The organism is Streptomyces sp. NPDC002092 (assembly GCF_053593775.1).
In genome coordinates, this window is sequence record NZ_JBSFDG010000018.1 from 140,004 (window position 1) to 156,440 (window position 16,437).

At 72.6% G+C, this 16,437-nt stretch carries 15 protein-coding genes and 1 pseudogene; 4 read left to right on the top strand and 12 right to left on the bottom strand.

Annotated elements, in window-relative coordinates; all coding sequences use genetic code 11:
* Positions 1–5: 5 nt before the first annotated feature.
* The 3 genes and pseudogenes from ACWCRD_RS35215 to ACWCRD_RS35225 form a co-directional block, all read right to left on the bottom strand.
* A complete protein-coding gene (locus ACWCRD_RS35215; RefSeq protein WP_115911260.1) occupies positions 6–242 on the bottom strand; it encodes a hypothetical protein in 237 nt (78 codons plus the stop codon).
* Positions 243–286: 44 nt separating this feature from the next.
* A pseudogene (locus tag ACWCRD_RS35220) lies at positions 287–1,053 on the bottom strand (DNA topoisomerase IB).
* Positions 1,054–1,063: 10 nt separating this feature from the next.
* Positions 1,064–1,867 carry an SDR family oxidoreductase gene (locus ACWCRD_RS35225; protein WP_450969782.1) on the bottom strand — a complete coding sequence of 268 codons (804 nt, stop codon included), beginning with the start codon at positions 1,865–1,867 and terminating at the stop codon, positions 1,064–1,066.
* A gap of 111 nt (positions 1,868–1,978) precedes the next feature.
* Here ACWCRD_RS35225 and ACWCRD_RS35230 point away from each other — a divergent pair, with 111 nt between their 5' ends.
* The 3 genes from ACWCRD_RS35230 (at position 1,979) to ACWCRD_RS35240 (ending at position 5,006) form a co-directional block, all read left to right on the top strand.
* The gene (locus ACWCRD_RS35230; protein WP_450969783.1) at positions 1,979–3,019 is read left to right on the top strand and encodes a PHP domain-containing protein; all 1,041 of its coding nucleotides are present in this window, start codon (positions 1,979–1,981) and stop codon (positions 3,017–3,019) included.
* Positions 3,020–3,057: 38 nt separating this feature from the next.
* Positions 3,058–3,714, top strand: coding sequence for an HAD family hydrolase (locus ACWCRD_RS35235; protein WP_450969784.1), 657 nt, complete (start codon positions 3,058–3,060; stop codon positions 3,712–3,714).
* Positions 3,715–4,025: 311 nt separating this feature from the next.
* Positions 4,026–5,006 carry an SDR family NAD(P)-dependent oxidoreductase gene (locus ACWCRD_RS35240; protein WP_450969785.1) on the top strand — a complete coding sequence of 327 codons (981 nt, stop codon included), beginning with the start codon at positions 4,026–4,028 and terminating at the stop codon, positions 5,004–5,006.
* Here the strand turns inward: ACWCRD_RS35240 and ACWCRD_RS35245 are convergent.
* A complete protein-coding gene (locus ACWCRD_RS35245; RefSeq protein ID WP_450969786.1) occupies positions 4,972–5,658 on the bottom strand; it encodes a M15 family metallopeptidase in 687 nt (228 codons plus the stop codon). The genes ACWCRD_RS35240 and ACWCRD_RS35245 overlap by 35 nt on opposite strands.
* Before the next feature lie 7 nt (positions 5,659–5,665).
* Entirely contained in the window at positions 5,666–6,505 is an 840-nt protein-coding gene (locus ACWCRD_RS35250) for an alpha/beta fold hydrolase (protein WP_450969787.1), read from the bottom strand.
* Positions 6,506–6,672: 167 nt separating this feature from the next.
* Between ACWCRD_RS35250 and ACWCRD_RS35255 the strand changes: the two genes are divergently transcribed.
* Positions 6,673–7,701, top strand: a complete 1,029-nt coding sequence (locus ACWCRD_RS35255; RefSeq protein WP_450969788.1) for an SDR family oxidoreductase — start codon at positions 6,673–6,675, stop codon at positions 7,699–7,701.
* Positions 7,702–7,728: 27 nt separating this feature from the next.
* Here the strand turns inward: ACWCRD_RS35255 and ACWCRD_RS35260 are convergent, their stop codons facing one another.
* The 7 genes from ACWCRD_RS35260 to ACWCRD_RS35290 all read right to left on the bottom strand — a co-directional run bounded on the left by ACWCRD_RS35260 (position 7,729) and on the right by ACWCRD_RS35290 (position 16,230).
* Positions 7,729–8,100, bottom strand: a complete 372-nt coding sequence (locus tag ACWCRD_RS35260; RefSeq protein WP_450969789.1) for an AAA family ATPase — start codon at positions 8,098–8,100, stop codon at positions 7,729–7,731.
* Between the two features lie 98 nt (positions 8,101–8,198).
* Positions 8,199–9,041 (bottom strand): NrfD/PsrC family molybdoenzyme membrane anchor subunit, encoded by an 843-nt coding sequence (nrfD, locus tag ACWCRD_RS35265; RefSeq protein ID WP_450969828.1) that lies wholly within the window; start codon positions 9,039–9,041, stop codon positions 8,199–8,201.
* Between the two features lie 61 nt (positions 9,042–9,102).
* Positions 9,103–9,336 carry a hypothetical protein gene (locus ACWCRD_RS35270; protein ID WP_450969790.1) on the bottom strand — a complete coding sequence of 78 codons (234 nt, stop codon included), beginning with the start codon at positions 9,334–9,336 and terminating at the stop codon, positions 9,103–9,105.
* A gap of 181 nt (positions 9,337–9,517) precedes the next feature.
* Entirely contained in the window at positions 9,518–10,801 is a 1,284-nt protein-coding gene (locus ACWCRD_RS35275; protein WP_450969791.1) for an ROK family protein, read from the bottom strand.
* A gap of 91 nt (positions 10,802–10,892) precedes the next feature.
* Positions 10,893–11,858, bottom strand: a complete 966-nt coding sequence (locus ACWCRD_RS35280; protein ID WP_450969792.1) for a phosphotransferase family protein — start codon at positions 11,856–11,858, stop codon at positions 10,893–10,895.
* Between the two features lie 23 nt (positions 11,859–11,881).
* Entirely contained in the window at positions 11,882–15,049 is a 3,168-nt protein-coding gene (locus ACWCRD_RS35285; protein WP_450969793.1) for a bifunctional cytochrome P450/NADPH--P450 reductase, read from the bottom strand.
* Between the two features lie 128 nt (positions 15,050–15,177).
* On the bottom strand, positions 15,178–16,230 hold the full coding sequence (locus tag ACWCRD_RS35290) for a LacI family DNA-binding transcriptional regulator (protein ID WP_450969794.1): 1,053 nt from the start codon (positions 16,228–16,230) through the stop codon (positions 15,178–15,180).
* Positions 16,231–16,437 lie beyond the last annotated feature (207 nt).

Here is a 16,437-nt window from a genome sequence, read left to right on the forward strand (position 1 = left end):
GGCCGTCAGTGCAACTTCCAGGTGAACTTGTCACCTCCCACCCAGCGCACCACGTCGGGGTCGTCCAGGTCGTGCACCGTGATGCCGAAGGCGGCGGCGGCCTCCAGGACGTCGGTGACGGACTTGGCCTCACCGATCACTTCGCCGTCGATCTCCACGATCCGGAACGGCGGTGTGCCCGGCTGCACACCGAGGACCATGATCCGCGGATTGGAGATGTAGGGAGCTGCTTGTTCGGTCATGCAATAGAGCGTAGGACGCATCGGGCCCAGGTGGCTCGGGCGTGTCAGCGCTCCAGAAGATCGAGCACCGACGCCTCTACGGCGCCCTGCGTCGCTGGACGGCCGAAGTCCCCGTGTTCGCCCAGCCGGGTGAGCACGGGGGCGTCGGTCTCGCCCTGCTCGAAAAGCGACCGTGGCGTACCAGGTGCGGAAGTTCTTGGCGGTGATCTCGGTGCCGGACAGCCGGCGCAGCGCCTCGTTGAGGTCGTCGCCGTGCAGGTCGTGCCAGGCGTGCCGGTCCCAGTACACCAGCAGCCTCTCGCCGCCGCTGCGGCGGCGTGACAGAGCCCGTACGACGACGAGAGCCCGTACGATCTCGGTGCCGCCCTTGGCCGGGCAGCTGAACGCGATCTCCCCGCGGCCGCAGGTGACGTGCTCGCGCAGCATCGTCGTCAGGCCGTAGGTCTCGCTCTCGCGGGTGTAATGGTCGCTGCCGATGCGGAAGAAGCCGAGGTCCAGCAGGCGCACGGCGCAGGCGGTGACCCTGGAGCGGGACAGGCCGCGGCCGGCGAGGTCCAGGGCGGCCTTGGCCTGCATCTCGGGCAGGGCGCGGGCGACCTCGCGGACGTGTTCGTGCGGCCTGGAGGTGGCCGCCCGGCCAGGGGCAGATCCACACCTCCCGCCAGGCGGGCGGGACGGCCAGGGCCCGGATGCGGGCGAGGTGCCCGGGGTCCTCCAGCGGCGCGCCGGTCTCGTCCAGACAGCGGAAGCCGCGGCCGCAGCGGACCCGGGTGAAGCCGGGGCCGTCGCAGGAACCGGTGCGCAGTCTCACGGCGGCGGGCTCAGGGACGCCGCCAGTCGTCGCTCTCGAAGTGGGAGCCGGCCTGCGGGCCCATCCGCAGCATGCCGCCGTCCACGCTCCAGGAAGCGCCGGTGACGTAGGAGGCGTCGGGGCTCGCGAGGAAGGCGATGACGGCGGCGACCTCGCGGGCGTCGCCGGGCCGTCCCACGGGGATGCCGGGGCGGGGCTCGGTGTATACGTCGGTGTCCTCCTGGCCGGTCATCGGGGTGGCGATCTCGCCGGGCGCGACCGCGTTGACGGTGATGCCGTACTCGGCGAGTTCCAGGGCCATGACCTGGGTGAGCAGTCCGAGGCCGCCCTTGGCCGCGCAGTACGGGGCGGCGCCGACCCGCGGCTGGTGTTCGTGGACGGAGGTCACGTTGACGATCCGGCCGCCGTCGCCCTGCCGGATCATGTGCCGCGCCGCCCGCTGCCCGCACAGGAAGGGGCCGATCAGGTCGACGTCGAGGACCTCGCGCACCGTGTCGAGCTCCAGGTCGAGGAAGGGCGTCATGGTGCCGGTGCCGGCGTTGTTGACCAGTACGTCGAGGCGGCCGAGCCGGTCGCAGAGCTCGTCGACGGTGCCGGCGGCGGTGGGCAGCCGGGTGAGGTCCATCTGGGCCACGGCGGCCCGCTGCCCGTGGGCGCGGACCTCCTCCGCGGTCTCCTCGGCGCCCTTGAGGTCGCTGTTCCAGGTGATGCCGACGTCCATGCCCGCCCGGGCCAGCCGTACGGCGGTGGCGCGGCCGATGCCGGAGTCGGAGCCGGTGATCACGGCGACCTTGGCGGGAGCTGATGCGGGCATCGCCGACCTCCTCCTGGACGGTGCGGGGGTGCGCATCGCAGTACCCGGGTGCGGGCGGGACAAACCGTGCGGGGTGCCCGGGGCTGGGGAACCCTGGAGGAGGAGGTCACCATGGATCCCGTCGAGGCACTGGAGCGGATCGCCTTCCTGCTGGAGCGGTCCCTGGCGCCGACATACCGCGTCCGCGCCTTCCGTACCGCGGCCCGCGTGCTGACGTCCCTGCCCGAGGACGAGGTGCGTGAGCGGGCGGCCGCCGGGTCACTGGAGTCGCTCAAGGGCGTCGGCCCGAAGACCGCTCAGGTCGTCCGGGAGGCGCTGGCCGGGGACGTGCCCGGCTATCTGCGCAAGCTGGAGGGCGAGGCGGGGGCGCCGAGCGCGGACCGGGCCGGTGCGGGGCTGCGGGCCAGACTGCGCGGGGACTGCCATCTGCACTCCGACTGGTCGGACGGCGGCAGTCCCATCGAGGAGATGGGCCGGGCCGCGCAGGCGCTCGGGCACGAGTGGGCCGTGCTGACGGACCACTCCCCCCGGCTGACCGTGGCGCGCGGCCTGTCACCCGAGCGGCTGCGGGAACAGCTGGACGTGGTGGCGGAACTGAACACCACCTGGGCGCCGTTCCGGCTGCTCACCGGCATCGAGTGCGACATCCTCGACGACGGCTCGCTGGACCAGGAGCCGGAGCTGCTCGATCGGCTCGACCTGGTGGTGGTGTCGGTGCACTCCAAGCTGCGCATGGACGCCCGTTCGATGACCCGCCGCATGGTGGCCGCCGTAGGCGATCCGCACTCCGATGTGCTCGGGCACTGCACCGGGCGGCTGGTGACCGGGCGGGGGCGGCCCGAGTCGGAGTTCGACGCCGACGAGGTGTTCGCCGCGCTGGCCGAGACGGGCACCGCCCTGGAGATCAACAGCAGGCCCGAGCGGCTCGATCCCCCACGGCGGCTGCTGCGCAGGGCGGTCGAGTCGGGGGTGCTGTTCTCGGTCGACACCGATGCGCACGCGCCCGGCCAGCTGGACTGGCAGATCCTCGGCTGTGCCCGGGCGGAGGAGTGCGGGGTGCCGTCCGAGCGTGTGGTGAACACCTGGAGCCTGGACGAACTGCTGGCCTGGACCCGCTCGCGGCGCACGCCCGCAGGAGTGGCAGGAACCTGACGTGGTACTCGGAGCAGCGGAAGAGCAAGGGAGTGTGTATGGAACGGGCGGCCGTGTTCGACGTCGACGGAACCCTCGTCGACACCAATCACCTGCATGTGGCGACCTGGTGGGAGGCTTTCCGCCAAGCCGGGCACAAGGTGCCCATGCACGCCATCCACCGCTCCGTCGGCCTCGGCTCCGAGGACCTCGTCGCCCGGCTGCTGGGCGATCGGCGGGACCCGGACCTGGACGCCGAACTCAGCGCCGCGCACAAGGCGTTGTACGGCCAGTACTTCGACCGGCTGCCCGCGTTCGAGGACGCCGGGCGGCTGCTGCGGCGACTCGACCACGACGGCTGGACGGTGGTGCTGGCCACCTCCGCGAGCGGCCCGGAACTCTCCGCGCTGCGCCGCGCGATCTCCGCCGACGACGCGATCACCGCCACCGCGAGCGCGGACGACGTCAAGGAGGGAAAGCCGGCTCCCGAGCCCGTGGAACACGCCCTGGAACTGGCGGGGGTGCCCGCCGAACGGGCGGTCTTCGTCGGTGACACGGTGTGGGACATGCGCGCGGGCAGCCGCGCCGGCGTGCGCTGCCTGGGTGTGCTCTGCGGGGGCATCCCGCGCGCCGACCTGGAGGAGGCGGGAGCCGAGGCCGTGTACGACGACCCCGCGCATCTGCTGTCCGACTTGAAGAACAGCCCGCTGGCCTGAGCGGTCCGAGCGGGTGACGCAGATCACCCCACAAGGCGCCGAACGCCGGAACACCCAGCGGTAGTTCGCCGTTGAACCAACCGTGGGTGCGGATGGGACAGTGTCCCCGGGCCTCACCATTCGCCCACAGGGACGATCGTTCGGCTGAAGCCCTGTGGAGCCTTTCGCCGAGAGGCGACCGCCATCCGTGCCCACCACCGAGCGAGCCCCGACCGGCCTCCCCCGTCCGGTCGGGGCTCTTTCCTGCCCGCGCCCGACCGCACCGGTCCGCGCTTGACTTCGAGAGCACTCCAATCCGTAGCGTTCTCGGCATGAGTACTGGCACTGCACAGCACAAGATCGGATCCGGTTTCGGCGCCACGAGCACGGCCGACGACGTCCTCCAGGGCGTCGACCTGACCGGCAGGCTCGCCGTCGTCACCGGCGGCTACTCAGGACTCGGCCTGGAGACCACGCGCGCCCTGGCCAAGGCGGGCGCCCGGGTCGTCGTCCCGGCCCGCCGCCGGGCCACCGCCGAGGAGGCGCTGGCCGGCCTCGACGGCGTCGAGGTGGACGAGCTGGACCTCGGCGACCTGGAGAGCGTGCGGGCCTTCGCCGAGCGCTTCCTCGCCTCCGGGCGGACCATCGACATCATGATCGACAACGCCGGGATCATGGCGTGCCCGGAGACGCGGGTGGGGCCCGGCTGGGAGGCCCAGTTCGCCACCAACCACCTGGGCCACTTCGCTCTGGTCAACCGGCTGTGGCCGGCGATCGCGCCCGGCGGCGCCCGCGTCGTCTCCGTCTCCTCCCGGGCCCACCACTTCTCGGGCTTGCGCTGGGACGACGTCCACTGGACGCAGGGCTACGACAAGTGGCAGGCCTACGGGCAGGCCAAGACCGCGAACGTCCTGTTCGCCGTCCACCTCGACAAGCTCGGCCGCGACGCCGGCGTGCGCGCCTTCTCGCTCCACCCCGGCGGCATCCTGACGCCGCTGCAGCGGCACATCCCCAGGGCGGAGATGATCGAGCGCGGCTGGATCGACGAGCAGGGCAACGTCCTCAACCCCGAGGGCTTCAAGACCCCGCCGCAGGGTGCGGCCACCCAGGTGTGGGCGGCGACCTCGGCCCAGCTGGACGGCCTCGGCGGTGTCTACCTGGAGGACTGCGACATCGCCGAGCTCGCGGTCGACGGAGCGACCAGCGGCGTCAAGGACTGGGCGGTCGACCCCGAACAGGCCGCCCGGCTGTGGGAGTTGTCGGCAGAGCTGACGGGCGTCAACGCCTTCGCCCAGGCGGGCCCGGCGGCGTAGGAGTCACCGGTTCCCTGGGCCCGTACAGAGCGGCGGGTGCGCCGGTCACGAGGGCCCAGTAGCGGTCCCCGTAGGACCAGTGCCACCACTCGGTGGGGTAGTTGACGAGCCCTGCGGCCGTCAGCGCCTCGCCGAGCAGGGCACGGTGGGCGCGGGCCTCCTCCGTGATGTCGGCGGCATCCGTGTAGCAGGCGCCGTCGCTCTGCTCCGGGTTGGCGTTCATCTCGGTGCCCAGGTCCAGTTCACGGCCGTCGGCGTCGGCGAGGGTCAGGTCGACGGCCGCGCCCGCACTGTGCGGTGCGATCCCGGGCGGGGAGACATAGCGGCTTGCGGCGGTGCGGATGCGGTCGGCGGGCCAGTCGGGGTGTGCGGCGCGCAGTTCGTCGGCGTACCCCTCGAAGTAGCGGCGCTGGAGGGCCGGCGGCCGGTATCCCTCCACGAACATCAGGCGCAGGCCCTCGGGGAGCAGGGCCTGCGCGGCGAGGAGGCGGTCGAGGACGCCCCGGCGCAGCTGGACCTCGGCGCCGTGGGAGTCCTCGTGCTTGCGGTCGTCGACCAGGAGCTCGTCTCGTACGTCGACGAGGGGCTCGCCGTTCTCCGCCACCTGTACGGCGGCGACCCGGGGGTCGGACATCAGGATGATCTCGCTCATGACCTGATCATCTCCCGGCCATGAACTCCCGCAGGTCGGCGGTGAGTTGTTCGGCGTGGGTGACGAACAGGCCGTGGCCCGCGTTCTCGTAGACCTTGAGGGTGGCCTCGGGGGCGACGGCGGCGGCGCGTCGGCCGGTCGTCTCCAGGGGTGCCGAGACGTCGTGCGTGCCGTGCACGACGAGCAACGGCACCTCCAGCTTGGCCAGTTCGGGGGCGACGTCGAGGGTGACGACGGTCTCCTGGACCGCGCTGGAGGCCCGTGCGGTGGACACCAGGCAGCGGTCGCTGAGGTAGCGGACATAGGCGGGCGAGACGTCGTTGCCCGGCCGGTGCAGGGCGAAGAAGTCGCGCAGGGCGTCGGGGTCGTCGAAGAACGCCGCCCGGTCGCGCAGGAAGACCGCGTTGCCCGCCCGCATGACCGCGGGGTCCCAGCCGTCCGGGTTGTCCTCCGTGCGGACCACGCCCGGGGCGATGCCCGCCACGAGCGCGATCCGGGTCACCCGGCCGCTGCCGTGCCGGGTCAGGCAGCGCACGATCTCCGCGCTGCCCACGGAGTGGCCGATCAGCGTCACCGCGCCTGGATCCAGATGGTCCAGCAGCCCGTACAGGTCGTCGGCGAGGGTGTCGAGGTCGTAGCCGTTCCACACGTCCTCGGAGCGTCCGTGCCCGCGCCGGTCCAGGCCCACGCAGCGGTAGCCCTCGGCCGCCAGCGGCAGCATCTGGAACTCCCACATCTCGGTGCCCAGGTAGGCGCTGTTGACGAAGACGGCCAAGGGGCCGTCGGCCGGTCCGTAGTCGACGAAATGCAGCTGCGCGCCGTCGGCGGGGCTGGCGAAATACGGCATGGGACGTCCTCCTGCGATCCGGTGGGGTGGGTACGTCCTCCATCGTTGCGGGGGCCGGGACGGGCGTCGATTACCTCCGAGGTCATACGGCAGGTTCCGCGTGCCCTCGACCCGGCCCGGGTACTCGGTCACCCCGTTTCGGACCGTGCGGCCGGAAGGAGCCGAAGGTGAGCAGCGCAGTGGGCAGCAGGATCGTGGTCACGGGTGCCACCGGCAACGTCGGCACCAGTGTGGTGCGCCTCCTCTCCGAGGAAGCGCAGGTGGGGTCCGTGCTGGGTCTGGCCCGGCGGGTTCCCGAGTGGTCGCCTGCGCGGACCGAGTGGTCCGCGGTCGACCTGGCTTCCCAACAGGCCGATCTGGCCAAGGAGTTCGAGGACGCCGACGCGGTCGTCCATCTGGCGTGGGCCTTCCAGCCCACGCATGATCCGGCGGCGACCTGGCGCACGAACGTGCTCGGGAGCATCCGGGTGTTCGAGGCGGTGGCGGCGGCCCGGGTGCCGACGCTCGTGCACGCCTCGTCCGTGGGCGCCTACTCTCCGGGACCGAAGGACCACGCGGTGGACGAGTCCTGGCCGACCCACGGCTGGCCGGATGCCGCGTACTGCCGGGAGAAGGCCTATCTGGAGCGCACCCTGGACACCTTCGAGCGCGACCACCCTGAGGTGCGGGTGGTCCGCATGCGGCCCGCCTTCCTCTTCAAGCGCGAGTCGGCGAGCGAGCAGCGCCGGATCTTCGGCGGCCGCTTCCTGCCGGGCCCGCTCGCGCGCCCGGAGCTGCTGCCCTTCCTGCCCGACATTCCGGGCCTGCGGGTGCAGGCGCTGCACACCGACGACGCGGCCAGGGCGTACGTCCTCGCGCTCGGCTCGGAGGTCCGCGGCGCCTTCAACCTGGCGGCCGAGCCCCCGGTCGACGCCGAACTCCTCGCCCAGCTGCTGGACACCCGCCCGGTCCGGCTCCCCCGCGTCGCGGCCCGCTCGGCGATCGCCGCCGCCTGGGGCCTGCACCTCCTGCCGGCGTCGCCGCATCTGTTCGACGCGGTCCTGCGGCTGCCGCTGATGGACTGCACACGCGCGCGTGCCGAGCTGGGCTGGCACCCGGAGCATGAGGCGACCGAAGTCCTGGAGGAGTTCCTGCAGGGCCTGCAGCACGGCGAGGGCGCACGGACCGCGCCGTTGCGGGGCCGCAAGGTGGGCTGACGGCGGGGCCCGCGGCGGCGCCGAACGTCACGTGAGTGACGGCCACCGGTGCGAGGCCCACTCAGGCCATCCCGGCCACCCGGGAGGCGGGCCGTCGATCTCGTGTCCGCCCAGTTCCGTGTGGTCCGGTTCCTCGAACAGCGCCCTGCCCCGCAGGATGTCGGCCTCGTCCATCGGGAGGGTCTCCTCAGGGGCGGTCGCCTGCCGGTGGGCGATCCGATCCAGCTGGGTCGTCCGGTCCACCGACAGGTACTCGATGCGGCAGGAGGCGCCTGCGGCCCGCGCCAGCCGGCGGATCGCGGACCGTTCGTCACGGGACCAGCAACCGAAGTCCACCACCACGTCGGTTCCGAGCGCCGACGCGTCCAGCCCGAGGCGGGGCAGCCGCCCTTCGAGCACGCTGGCAGGCCCACCATGAGGAACAACGTGGTCACGACCGGATCGTGTCAGGAAACCGGACGGACGACGACCGGTTTCCCGGAACAAGATCCCTTCGGTCACGCCAGGAGGCGTTCGCGCTGCGGCACCACCGTGTACCTGGGGTCCTGGGCCGAGGCGATGCCCGCCGCGAAGACGCCGAAGCGGGTGCAGGCCGATCCCGCGAGCAGGGCGAGCCCGGAGGCGACCGCGGCGCCACGACGTCCGCCGAAGACGGCGGCGGTGATGGCTCCCCCGGCGGTGAGCATCTGCGCCGCCCGGAGCAGTGCGCCCGCCCGGCCCTCCCGCCAGGTCTCGGCGACCATGCCCAGGCGCTGCTCGGCCGCCTTCGTGACCGCCGCGTCGGCCAGGGCCGCCAGCCCGGCGGCGCAGCGGGCCGGGGCGTTCTCGCTCGTGGGTCCGGCGACGAGGGCCATTCCGGACGCCGCCGCGGTCGCGGACGCCGCGAACAGGTACGGCAGCTCCCGGTGGACGCCGTGCCAGGCCGGTACGGCAGTGTCGGCGGCCAGCACCCCGGTGTAGGTGGCGACCGCGGGGCCCAGGAGTGCGGCGGCGCCGGTCGCCGCGCCCCCGAGACGCGGCGACCGGCCGGTCACGGCGCTCGCGGCGGCCGCACCCGCCATGGGCCCGTAGGCGCCGAGCAGCCAGGACCCCATGCTCATGGGCGAGGTCGGCTTGAACACCCGCAGCATGTTCGCGAACCGGCTCGGCTTTCCGAGGTCGTGGATCAGGGCGGCGGCCGACAGGGAGACGGCGGCCAGCGAGGACACCTTCAGTGCCGTCGCGGTCGTCGTACGTCCGGTCAGGTGCGCGCCCGCCGCGAGCGCCGACCCTGCTCCGGCGAGCCCGCCGAGGAAGAAGTAACCGGCGATGTCGGGGGCGGCCCAGGAGGGCGCCTTGATGACCGGACGGCCGTAGGAGGACTGGAACTCGGCCCGGGGGACGACGGGTTCCCTGTCGCGGTCAGGCCGAGGGCTCGTCCGGAGCGGGATGCTCGGGATGGACGGTGGCCGAACGGGGACCGTCCCGCCGCCCGGTACCGGCCTCGTCGGTGTCCGGCACCCCGTCGTCCGCCTCTTCGGCCTCCACGTCCGGAACCGGAATGTCCAGCGGATCCTCACCCTCGCCGACCTGCTGGTCCGGCAGATCCCGCGGCACGGGCTCGCCGCCCTGGCCTGCGTCATGCCGATCGGCCACGGCGCACTCCCTTCACGTCGTTCGAGCGAGACGCGAGTACCTCCACCGGTGACCGACGAAACCTGGGGTGCATGCACCGCGCCCCATTGGGGCGCGGGGCTGTATCGATGTGCGGCTCCGCCGCGTGGGCGCGACCGGCCACGACGAGCCCGCAGACGACACACAGCCCGCCGCGGCACTCTCAGCCTCGCTCCTCCAACGCCGTCTGCCACGCAGGCACCGGCCCCTCGGGCACCGGCTCCAGCCGCCGCCCGCCCCGGGCGAAGAAGTCCGCCAACGGCAGAATCGCCGCACCGACGGTGACCGCGTCGGGCCCGAGCCGCCCAAGCTCGATGGTCACCTTCTCGGCCGGATGCCGCAGCGCATACGAAGCCGCATACCGCCGCACGGCAGGCAGGAACCGCGCTCCCAGCTGAAGCCCCGCCCACCCCCCGATGAGAATCCGCTCGGGCTGGAACAGGTTGATCAGGTCGGACAGCCCGGCACCGAGGTACTCGGCGGTCTCCTCCAGCACGGCCAGGGCATCGGGATCGGCCTCGCCCCCCTCGACCGGGTAGGCCGACGCAAGCATCGCCGTGAGGGCGGTCTCCTCGTCCGCCCCCTCGGGCGGCCGCCCGCCCTCCTCGCGCCACCGCTCCAGCAGGGACTCCGCCCCCGCATACGCCTCCAGACAGCCCAGCGCACCGCACCGGCAGCGGCGCCCCCTGACCCGTACCGTCAGATGCCCCCACTCGACCGCCCGCCCGTTCTCCACCTCCGGCGTCACGAGGCAGGCGCCGACGCCGGAGCCGAACAGCACGACGATCGCGTTGCGCGCCCCGCGCCCCGCGCCGAACCACATCTCGGCCTGGCCGAGGGTCTTGGCGCCGTTGTCGATGAAGTACCGGACGCTGCCAGGGAGTTGGGAGGTCTCACGGAGCAGCTCCTCCAGCGGGACGGCGTCCCAGCCGATCGTCTGCCCGTGCACGACGGCGCCGCGCTCCGGGGTGCGCTCCACGATGCCGGGGACGCCGATGCCGACGCCGAGGAGCTGTTCGGGGTCGATGCCGGCGTCGGCGAGCACCTCGGCGATCCCGTCGCGGATGTGGCCGACGATGACCTCGACGTCGTAGCGCTGCTGTTCCAAGGGCCGCTCGGCGCGGGCGAGTTCGGTGAGGGTGAGGTCGAACAGCTCGATGCGCACCCGGGTCTCGCCGACGTCGACGCCGATCATGTGGCCGGCGCCGGGTGCCACGCGCAGCAGGGTGCGGGGGCGGCCGCCGTCGGAGTCGACGCTGCCGGCCTCCTCGACCAGGCCGTCGGCGACCAGGTCCGCGACGACGTTGCTGACCGAGCCGGAGCTCAGCCCGGTCACCGGGCCGAGCTCGAAGCGGCTGAGGGGTCCGTCGAAGTAGAGCCGCTGCAGCACGACCGCGCGGTTGGCCCGCCTGAGGTCGCGCACCGTGCGCCCGTTCCGCCCCGCCATGTGGTTCCTTTCGCGCCCTGTCCGACCTGCAACATACCTCTGCGGACAGGCCCCGCGCGACATTCCTCCAACCCTTAGTTCACGATGTGAGCTAAGAGGTGGCATCCTCGATCTCGTCCAGGGCGGCCACGAGCTCCGGCGCGACCGCCTCCTCGCGCCACCGGATGTCCCCCTCTCCCATCGCCCGCGGCACGGTCTCCACCAGCATGATCAGGTAGAGGTACGCACGGTAGAGGGCGAGGCGGAGGAGGGCCGGGCGGTCGAACTCGGCGCGTCCGCCGCCCTCCCGGTAGCCCGAGAGGAACGCCTCGTCCTTCCTGATGTCCCCCAGCAGCGCCAGGGAGACGAACTCGGCCAGCGGGTCGCCCCAGAACATGCGCTCCCCGTCGATGAGGCCGCCGATGCGGACGGCGTCCGCCGAGCGTTCCACGAGGATGTTGCCGTCCCAGAGGTCGAAGTGGATGAGTGCGGGGACGGTGACCTCGTCGAGGGCGTGGTACGCGGCGCGGAGAGTGCCGGCGATCTCGTCGACCGGTCTGGGCAGCCGGGCCGAGAAGCGGCGGGCGTCGTCGAGGATCGCTTCCAGCATTGCACTGAACGCGGTCCGCCAGTCGGGGGCGAGGGGACCGAGCGCGCCGGAGGGGTAGCCGAAGGCGGTTCCGGTGACGCGGTGCAGGGCGGCGATCTGACGGCCCAACTCCGCGCGCAGATACGCCCGTTCGGACTCGGTGACGGATCCGTCCCAGGGATCGCCGGGGCATGCGGTCATCAGGAGTACGGAGCTGTCGTCGTCGAGGGTGACGAGCCGGGGCGCCGGCACCCCGGCCGTTTCGGCGCAGCGGTAGAACTCCGCCTCGGCGACGAGGAGCCGGCTCTCGTAGCGCAGTCCGGGGGTGTCCGGCGCGACCTTCAGTACGTAGCGGCTGCCGTCGGTGAGCCGGAGTTCCTCGACGGTGTTGTAGGTGCCACCGGTGAGGGGGCGCAGGTGGGCCAGCCGTTCGGGAGGGATCCGTGCGCCCTCCAGGATGCGTCGGGCCCTCTCCCAGGAGTCCACCACCGTGCGCCCACCTCTCCCCTCGGTCAGCCGGCCGCGTACACGTCCTCGATGTAACGGCCGTCCGCGATCAGTGCGTCGAGCCACTCCTCGGCCGCCGTGTGGTCGGCTCCGGGCGTGCGGTCCCGGTACAGCGTACGGAACGCGTCGCGCACGCCCGGCGCCATTTTCGAACCGTCGCCGCAGACGTACACCCGGGCCCCGGCGTCGAGCAGCTGCCGGACCTCGTCGGCCTCGGCGGCGATGCGGTGCTGCACGAAGGTCCCCGCGGTGCTGAAGGCCGGTCGGAGCGCCACCGCTCCGGCGGCCTCGGCAGTGCGCAGTTCCTCGGCGTGGAGGAAGTCCGCGCCGGGTGCGTCGCAGCCGAAGTAGCACAGGGCAGGGGCGAGTTCGGTGCCGGCCGCGAGGGCGGCCGTGCGGTCGGCGACGGCTCCGCGGAAGGGGGCGAGGCCCGTGCCCGCCGCGATCATGATGACCGGGGCGGAGTGGTCCACCCGGAAGGCCTCCCGGCACGGCTGGACCCGGGCGAGGATCGTCTCGCCGGGAGCGACGGTGGCGAGGTGCCCCGATCCGGTCCCCCGGTAGACACCCTTGCCGGAGCGTGCGGGGGCTTCGAGCAGGGAGACCATGAGGTCCACGTGGCCCGCGTCGACGGCGGGCGAGGAGGAGATGGAGTAGTGGCGCGGTCGCAGCGGCGTGAGGATCTCCAGGAGCTGCGGCCAGTCGAGGGTGCCGCGCAGTGCGGGGTGGTCCTCGATCAGCTCGACGAGGGTGCGCGGGTCGTCGGACGGGAGGGCTGCGAGGGCCGCGCGCTCGGGCGGGCAGGGGTTGGCGGCGGCGAGCGCGGCCCGCTGGGCGGGCGTCGGCCGCTCCTGCAACTCCACGTGATGTGCCAGCAGTTGACGTGCCGTCAAGGGCCGGTCGATCGCCAGGCCGTCGCGGCGGGGGCGGGTGGCACGGATGTCGAGGACGGTGCCGGGGTCGACGCCCAGTGCGGAGGCGGCCCGGTCGACGAGGGCCGGGTCGTTGACGGGCAGCACGGTGAGGTGGTCGGCGGTGCGGTAGGCGGTGCCGTCCGGCAGGGCGACGCGGACGAAGCGCTTGCGGCGCGGGTGGCCGGGCGCGGTGAGGTCGTACGCCTCGGTGACGGTCATCGGGAGGAGCCCGTGCCGTTCGGCGAGGGCGTCCAGGGGACCGCCGGTGAGGGTGCGGACCTCGTACGCCGTGGTGGGCTCGCCATCGGCCGGGGCGGCGGCGTCCGGGTCGCCGTACTGTTCGAGGAGGGCGGTGCGCAGACGGGCCGTGAAGTCCCTTACGACGCCGGTGAGATCGCCCGAGGCGTCGGCTGCGGCGCGGTCGACGAGGCGGGTGGCGCCGAGTTCGGCGAGGCGGTCGTCGATGCGGGTGGGGACGTGCTGGTAGGTGGCGGCCCAGTTGCGGTCGCCGACGCCCAGGACGGCGTAGGTGACGTCCGTCAGGTCCTGGGCGCCCTCCAGCCAGGCGGCGAAGGCGGTGGCGTCGTCGGTGGGCCGGCCGTTGTAGGAGGCGGCGGTGATGACGACGGGCCGGTCGGTGGGCAGGCCTCCCGCATAGGCGTCAAGCGGTGCGATCTCGGTCTCGCAGCCGATCCCGGCCGCTTCGTCGGCGAGGCCTGCGGCGAACTCGCGGCAGGTGCCGTAGTTGCTCCCGTGCAGGAGGAGGACGCCGGTGCCGGGGCGGACGCGGGCCGGGAGGGTGTTCGGGTCGGGGCTGTGCGGGGTCCCGGCCGGGCGGGTCCCGGGGAGGACGCCGTGTTCCCGGTCGGCGGTGGTGCGCGGGGTGAGGGTCAGGGTGAAGCCCTCGGGCTTGAGGGTGAGGGTCTCCTTGACGTGGAGCGCGTAGTCGGCGTGGTCGTGCAGGCGGTAGCGGTGCACCAGCATCGCCAGCAGCATGGTCGCCTCGTGCAGTGCGAACTGCCGCCCGATGCAGGCGCGTTCACCGGTGCCGAACGGCTTGAAGGCGTGCACCGGGCGGGCCGCCTCCGCCTCGGCGGTGAACCGGGAGGGGTCGAACAGCTCGGGGTTGTCGCCCCAGACGGGCTGGCGGTGCAGCATCGGGGCGAGCACGGTGACGGCCTGCCCGGCGCGCAGCGGGATCCGGCCGCCGAGCAGGGTGTCCTGGAGGGCGTGCCGGCTGAAGGCGGCGGCCGTGGGCCACAGCCGCAGGGCCTCGTTGAGGACCTGGCGGGTGTAGGTGAGCCTGCCGATCTCGTCGTACGCGGGTTCGGGGTCGGCCTCGTCGCCCCACACGGCGTCGGCCTCGCGCTGGACGAGCCGGAGCGCGGTGGGGTGCTTGGCCAGGTAGTACAGGGCGAAGGACATCGCGCCGGAGGTCGTCTCGTGCCCCGCGATCAGGAAGGTGATGACCTGGTTGCGGATGTTGGCGGCGTCCAGGGTGGTGCCGTCGGCCGGGTGCGCGGCGGTGAGCAGGAGCCCGAGCAGGTCCTCGGTGCCGCTCTGGTCGGTGCCGGTGCGGGAGGCGATGACGTCGTCGACGACCTGGGCGAGGTAGGCGGAGTCGTCCCGGAAGGCGGCGTCGGCCGCCGAGTGGTCGCGGCCGGGGTTGCGGGCGAGCCGGGTCATGCTCCACTCCAGGCAGCGGACCATGGACTCGACGAAGGGGTGGGGTTCGTCCCGTCCGAAGGACCCGAAGTCGTAGCCGAATCCGGCGAGTCCGATGGTGTCGAGGGTCATCCGGGTCATGTCGTCGGGGACGTCGACGGGCTGCCCCTCCCGGGCGGCCCGGTCCCAGGACGCGATGAGCCGCTGGGCCACCTTGAGCATCACGGGGTGGTAGGTGCGCATCGAGCCGAGCGCGAAGGCGGGCATCAGGATGTCGTGCGCCTTGGCCCAGTTGGGCTCGTCGTTGTACGCGGTGAACAGGCCGTCGGCGGTGAACTCGCGGACGTTCTCCAGGGCGGGCCCGACATGCTTGGCGAACCGGGTCTCGTCGGCGAGGTCGGCCACGAGGTCCAGATCGCCGACGAACAGCGTGTCGCGTCCGTGCAGCCGCCGCAGGAGGACCGGGCCGTGCTCGCGCATGAGGCCCATGACCTGCTGGACGGGGGTGCGGCCGGGTCCGGTGGCGGTGATGTCGACGAGGGGGACGCCGGGGAGGGTGGCCGCGGTGTGGGGGTGGAGGGCGGTGGGGGGCATGGCGCGACAACTGCCTTTCGCGGTACGGAAGTACTGCGATCAAGGTTGGTCGAGCGGATCCGGCGGTCCGCGCCACGGCACTACATGATCGTGTAGTCAAGAACGTGCCTGGGGGCTTGCGGAAGCCCTCAGGAGGGGTTCTCGTCCTCCGTCGCGGGGCCGGGCGGCCGGGCGGTGGTGCCCCGCGGGATCAGGCTGGTCGGCAGGACGATGTGCCGCTCGTGGTCCGCCTCGGGGTCGTTGATCAGTCGCAGGACCAGCTCGCCCGCCACGCGGCCCATCTCGGAGGGCGACTGGGCCACCGTGGTCAGGTCGAACCACTCGGCCAGCGGCTGGTCGTCGAAGCCGAGGACGGACATCGCCTCGGGCACCTCGATCCTGGCCTTGCGCAGGGTCGAGATCAGGGTGGCGGCGAGCTCGTCCTGCTCGGCGAAGACCGCGGTGGGCGGCTCGCGCAGGCCCAGCAGCTGCCCCAGGGCTTCGGCGACGGCGCGCTTGTCCTCGGCGGGAGCGGCCACCACGAGGGAGTCGTCCAGGGCGATGCCCGCCTCGGCGAGCGCCTGCCGGTAGCCGTGCAGCCGCTCGTGCGAGCTGAAGGAGAAGCCCGTGGCGCCCGGGCTCTGCATGAAGGCGATGCGGCGGTGGCCCAGGTTCAGCAGGTGCCGGGTGCCGCTCAGGGCGCCGGCCGCGTCGTCGACGTACACGCTCGGGCGTCCCTCGGCGTGCTGGCTGACGTAGATGACCGGCATTCCGAGGTCGTCGAGCCGTGCGCTCTCCTCCTCGGTGAGGTCGAAGCAGTGCACCAGCAGGGCGTCGGCGTTGCGCCGGGCCGGCAGCTGTTCGAAGAACGAGGCGCGTTCGGCCAGGTCGGGTATCACATAGAGGGCCAGTTCCATGTCCGCGGCGCGCAGCAGCGGGCCCAGGCTGGACAGGGCCGAGCCCATGAACCACGACTTGAGGGTGGGCACGAGCACCGCCACCACTCCGGTCCTGCCGGTGACCAGGCCGGAGGCCTGCCGGGAGACCGCGAAGTTCAGCTCGCGGGCGGCCTGTTCGACGCGGGCGCGGACGTCCGGGGAGACGCTCGACAGTCCGCGCAGCGTGCGGGAGACGGTGGACGTGGAGACCCCGGCCCGTTCGGCGACATCGGCCATCGTGGTGTGCCGTTGAGCTGCTGGCATGGGCGGACGTTAGCACAAGCGTGCACCGATCCGTCCACCCTTGTGACAGCGCTGTCACGGCATTACTTCCACGTAACGCATTGACGTGCCGCCTGGCTTGCTCCTAGCTTGCAAGCGTTGTCTCAGCGGAAGCCCAATTGCTTGAGCAGATCCCACCTCTAAGTGATCTGACCTGCATATGTTTCTATGCAATCGCTGCCCGGGAGT

What these genes read in the sequence shown, in the direction of transcription:
- ACWCRD_RS35275 (WP_450969791.1), bottom strand. Translation starts at nt 10,801, where the DNA reads ATGGCGGGGCGGAACGGGCGCACGGTGCGCGACCTCAGGCGGGCCAAC.
- ACWCRD_RS35235 (WP_450969784.1), top strand. Translation starts at nt 3,058, where the DNA reads ATGGAACGGGCGGCCGTGTTCGACGTCGACGGAACCCTCGTCGACACC.
- ACWCRD_RS35245 (WP_450969786.1), bottom strand. Translation starts at nt 5,658, where the DNA reads ATGAGCGAGATCATCCTGATGTCCGACCCCCGGGTCGCCGCCGTACAG.
- ACWCRD_RS35215 (WP_115911260.1), bottom strand. Translation starts at nt 242, where the DNA reads ATGACCGAACAAGCAGCTCCCTACATCTCCAATCCGCGGATCATGGTC.
- ACWCRD_RS35250 (WP_450969787.1), bottom strand. Translation starts at nt 6,505, where the DNA reads ATGCCGTATTTCGCCAGCCCCGCCGACGGCGCGCAGCTGCATTTCGTC.
- ACWCRD_RS35225 (WP_450969782.1), bottom strand. Translation starts at nt 1,867, where the DNA reads ATGCCCGCATCAGCTCCCGCCAAGGTCGCCGTGATCACCGGCTCCGAC.
- ACWCRD_RS35285 (WP_450969793.1), bottom strand. Translation starts at nt 15,049, where the DNA reads ATGCCCCCCACCGCCCTCCACCCCCACACCGCGGCCACCCTCCCCGGC.
- ACWCRD_RS35290 (WP_450969794.1), bottom strand. Translation starts at nt 16,230, where the DNA reads ATGCCAGCAGCTCAACGGCACACCACGATGGCCGATGTCGCCGAACGG.
- ACWCRD_RS35240 (WP_450969785.1), top strand. Translation starts at nt 4,026, where the DNA reads ATGAGTACTGGCACTGCACAGCACAAGATCGGATCCGGTTTCGGCGCC.
- ACWCRD_RS35230 (WP_450969783.1), top strand. Translation starts at nt 1,979, where the DNA reads ATGGATCCCGTCGAGGCACTGGAGCGGATCGCCTTCCTGCTGGAGCGG.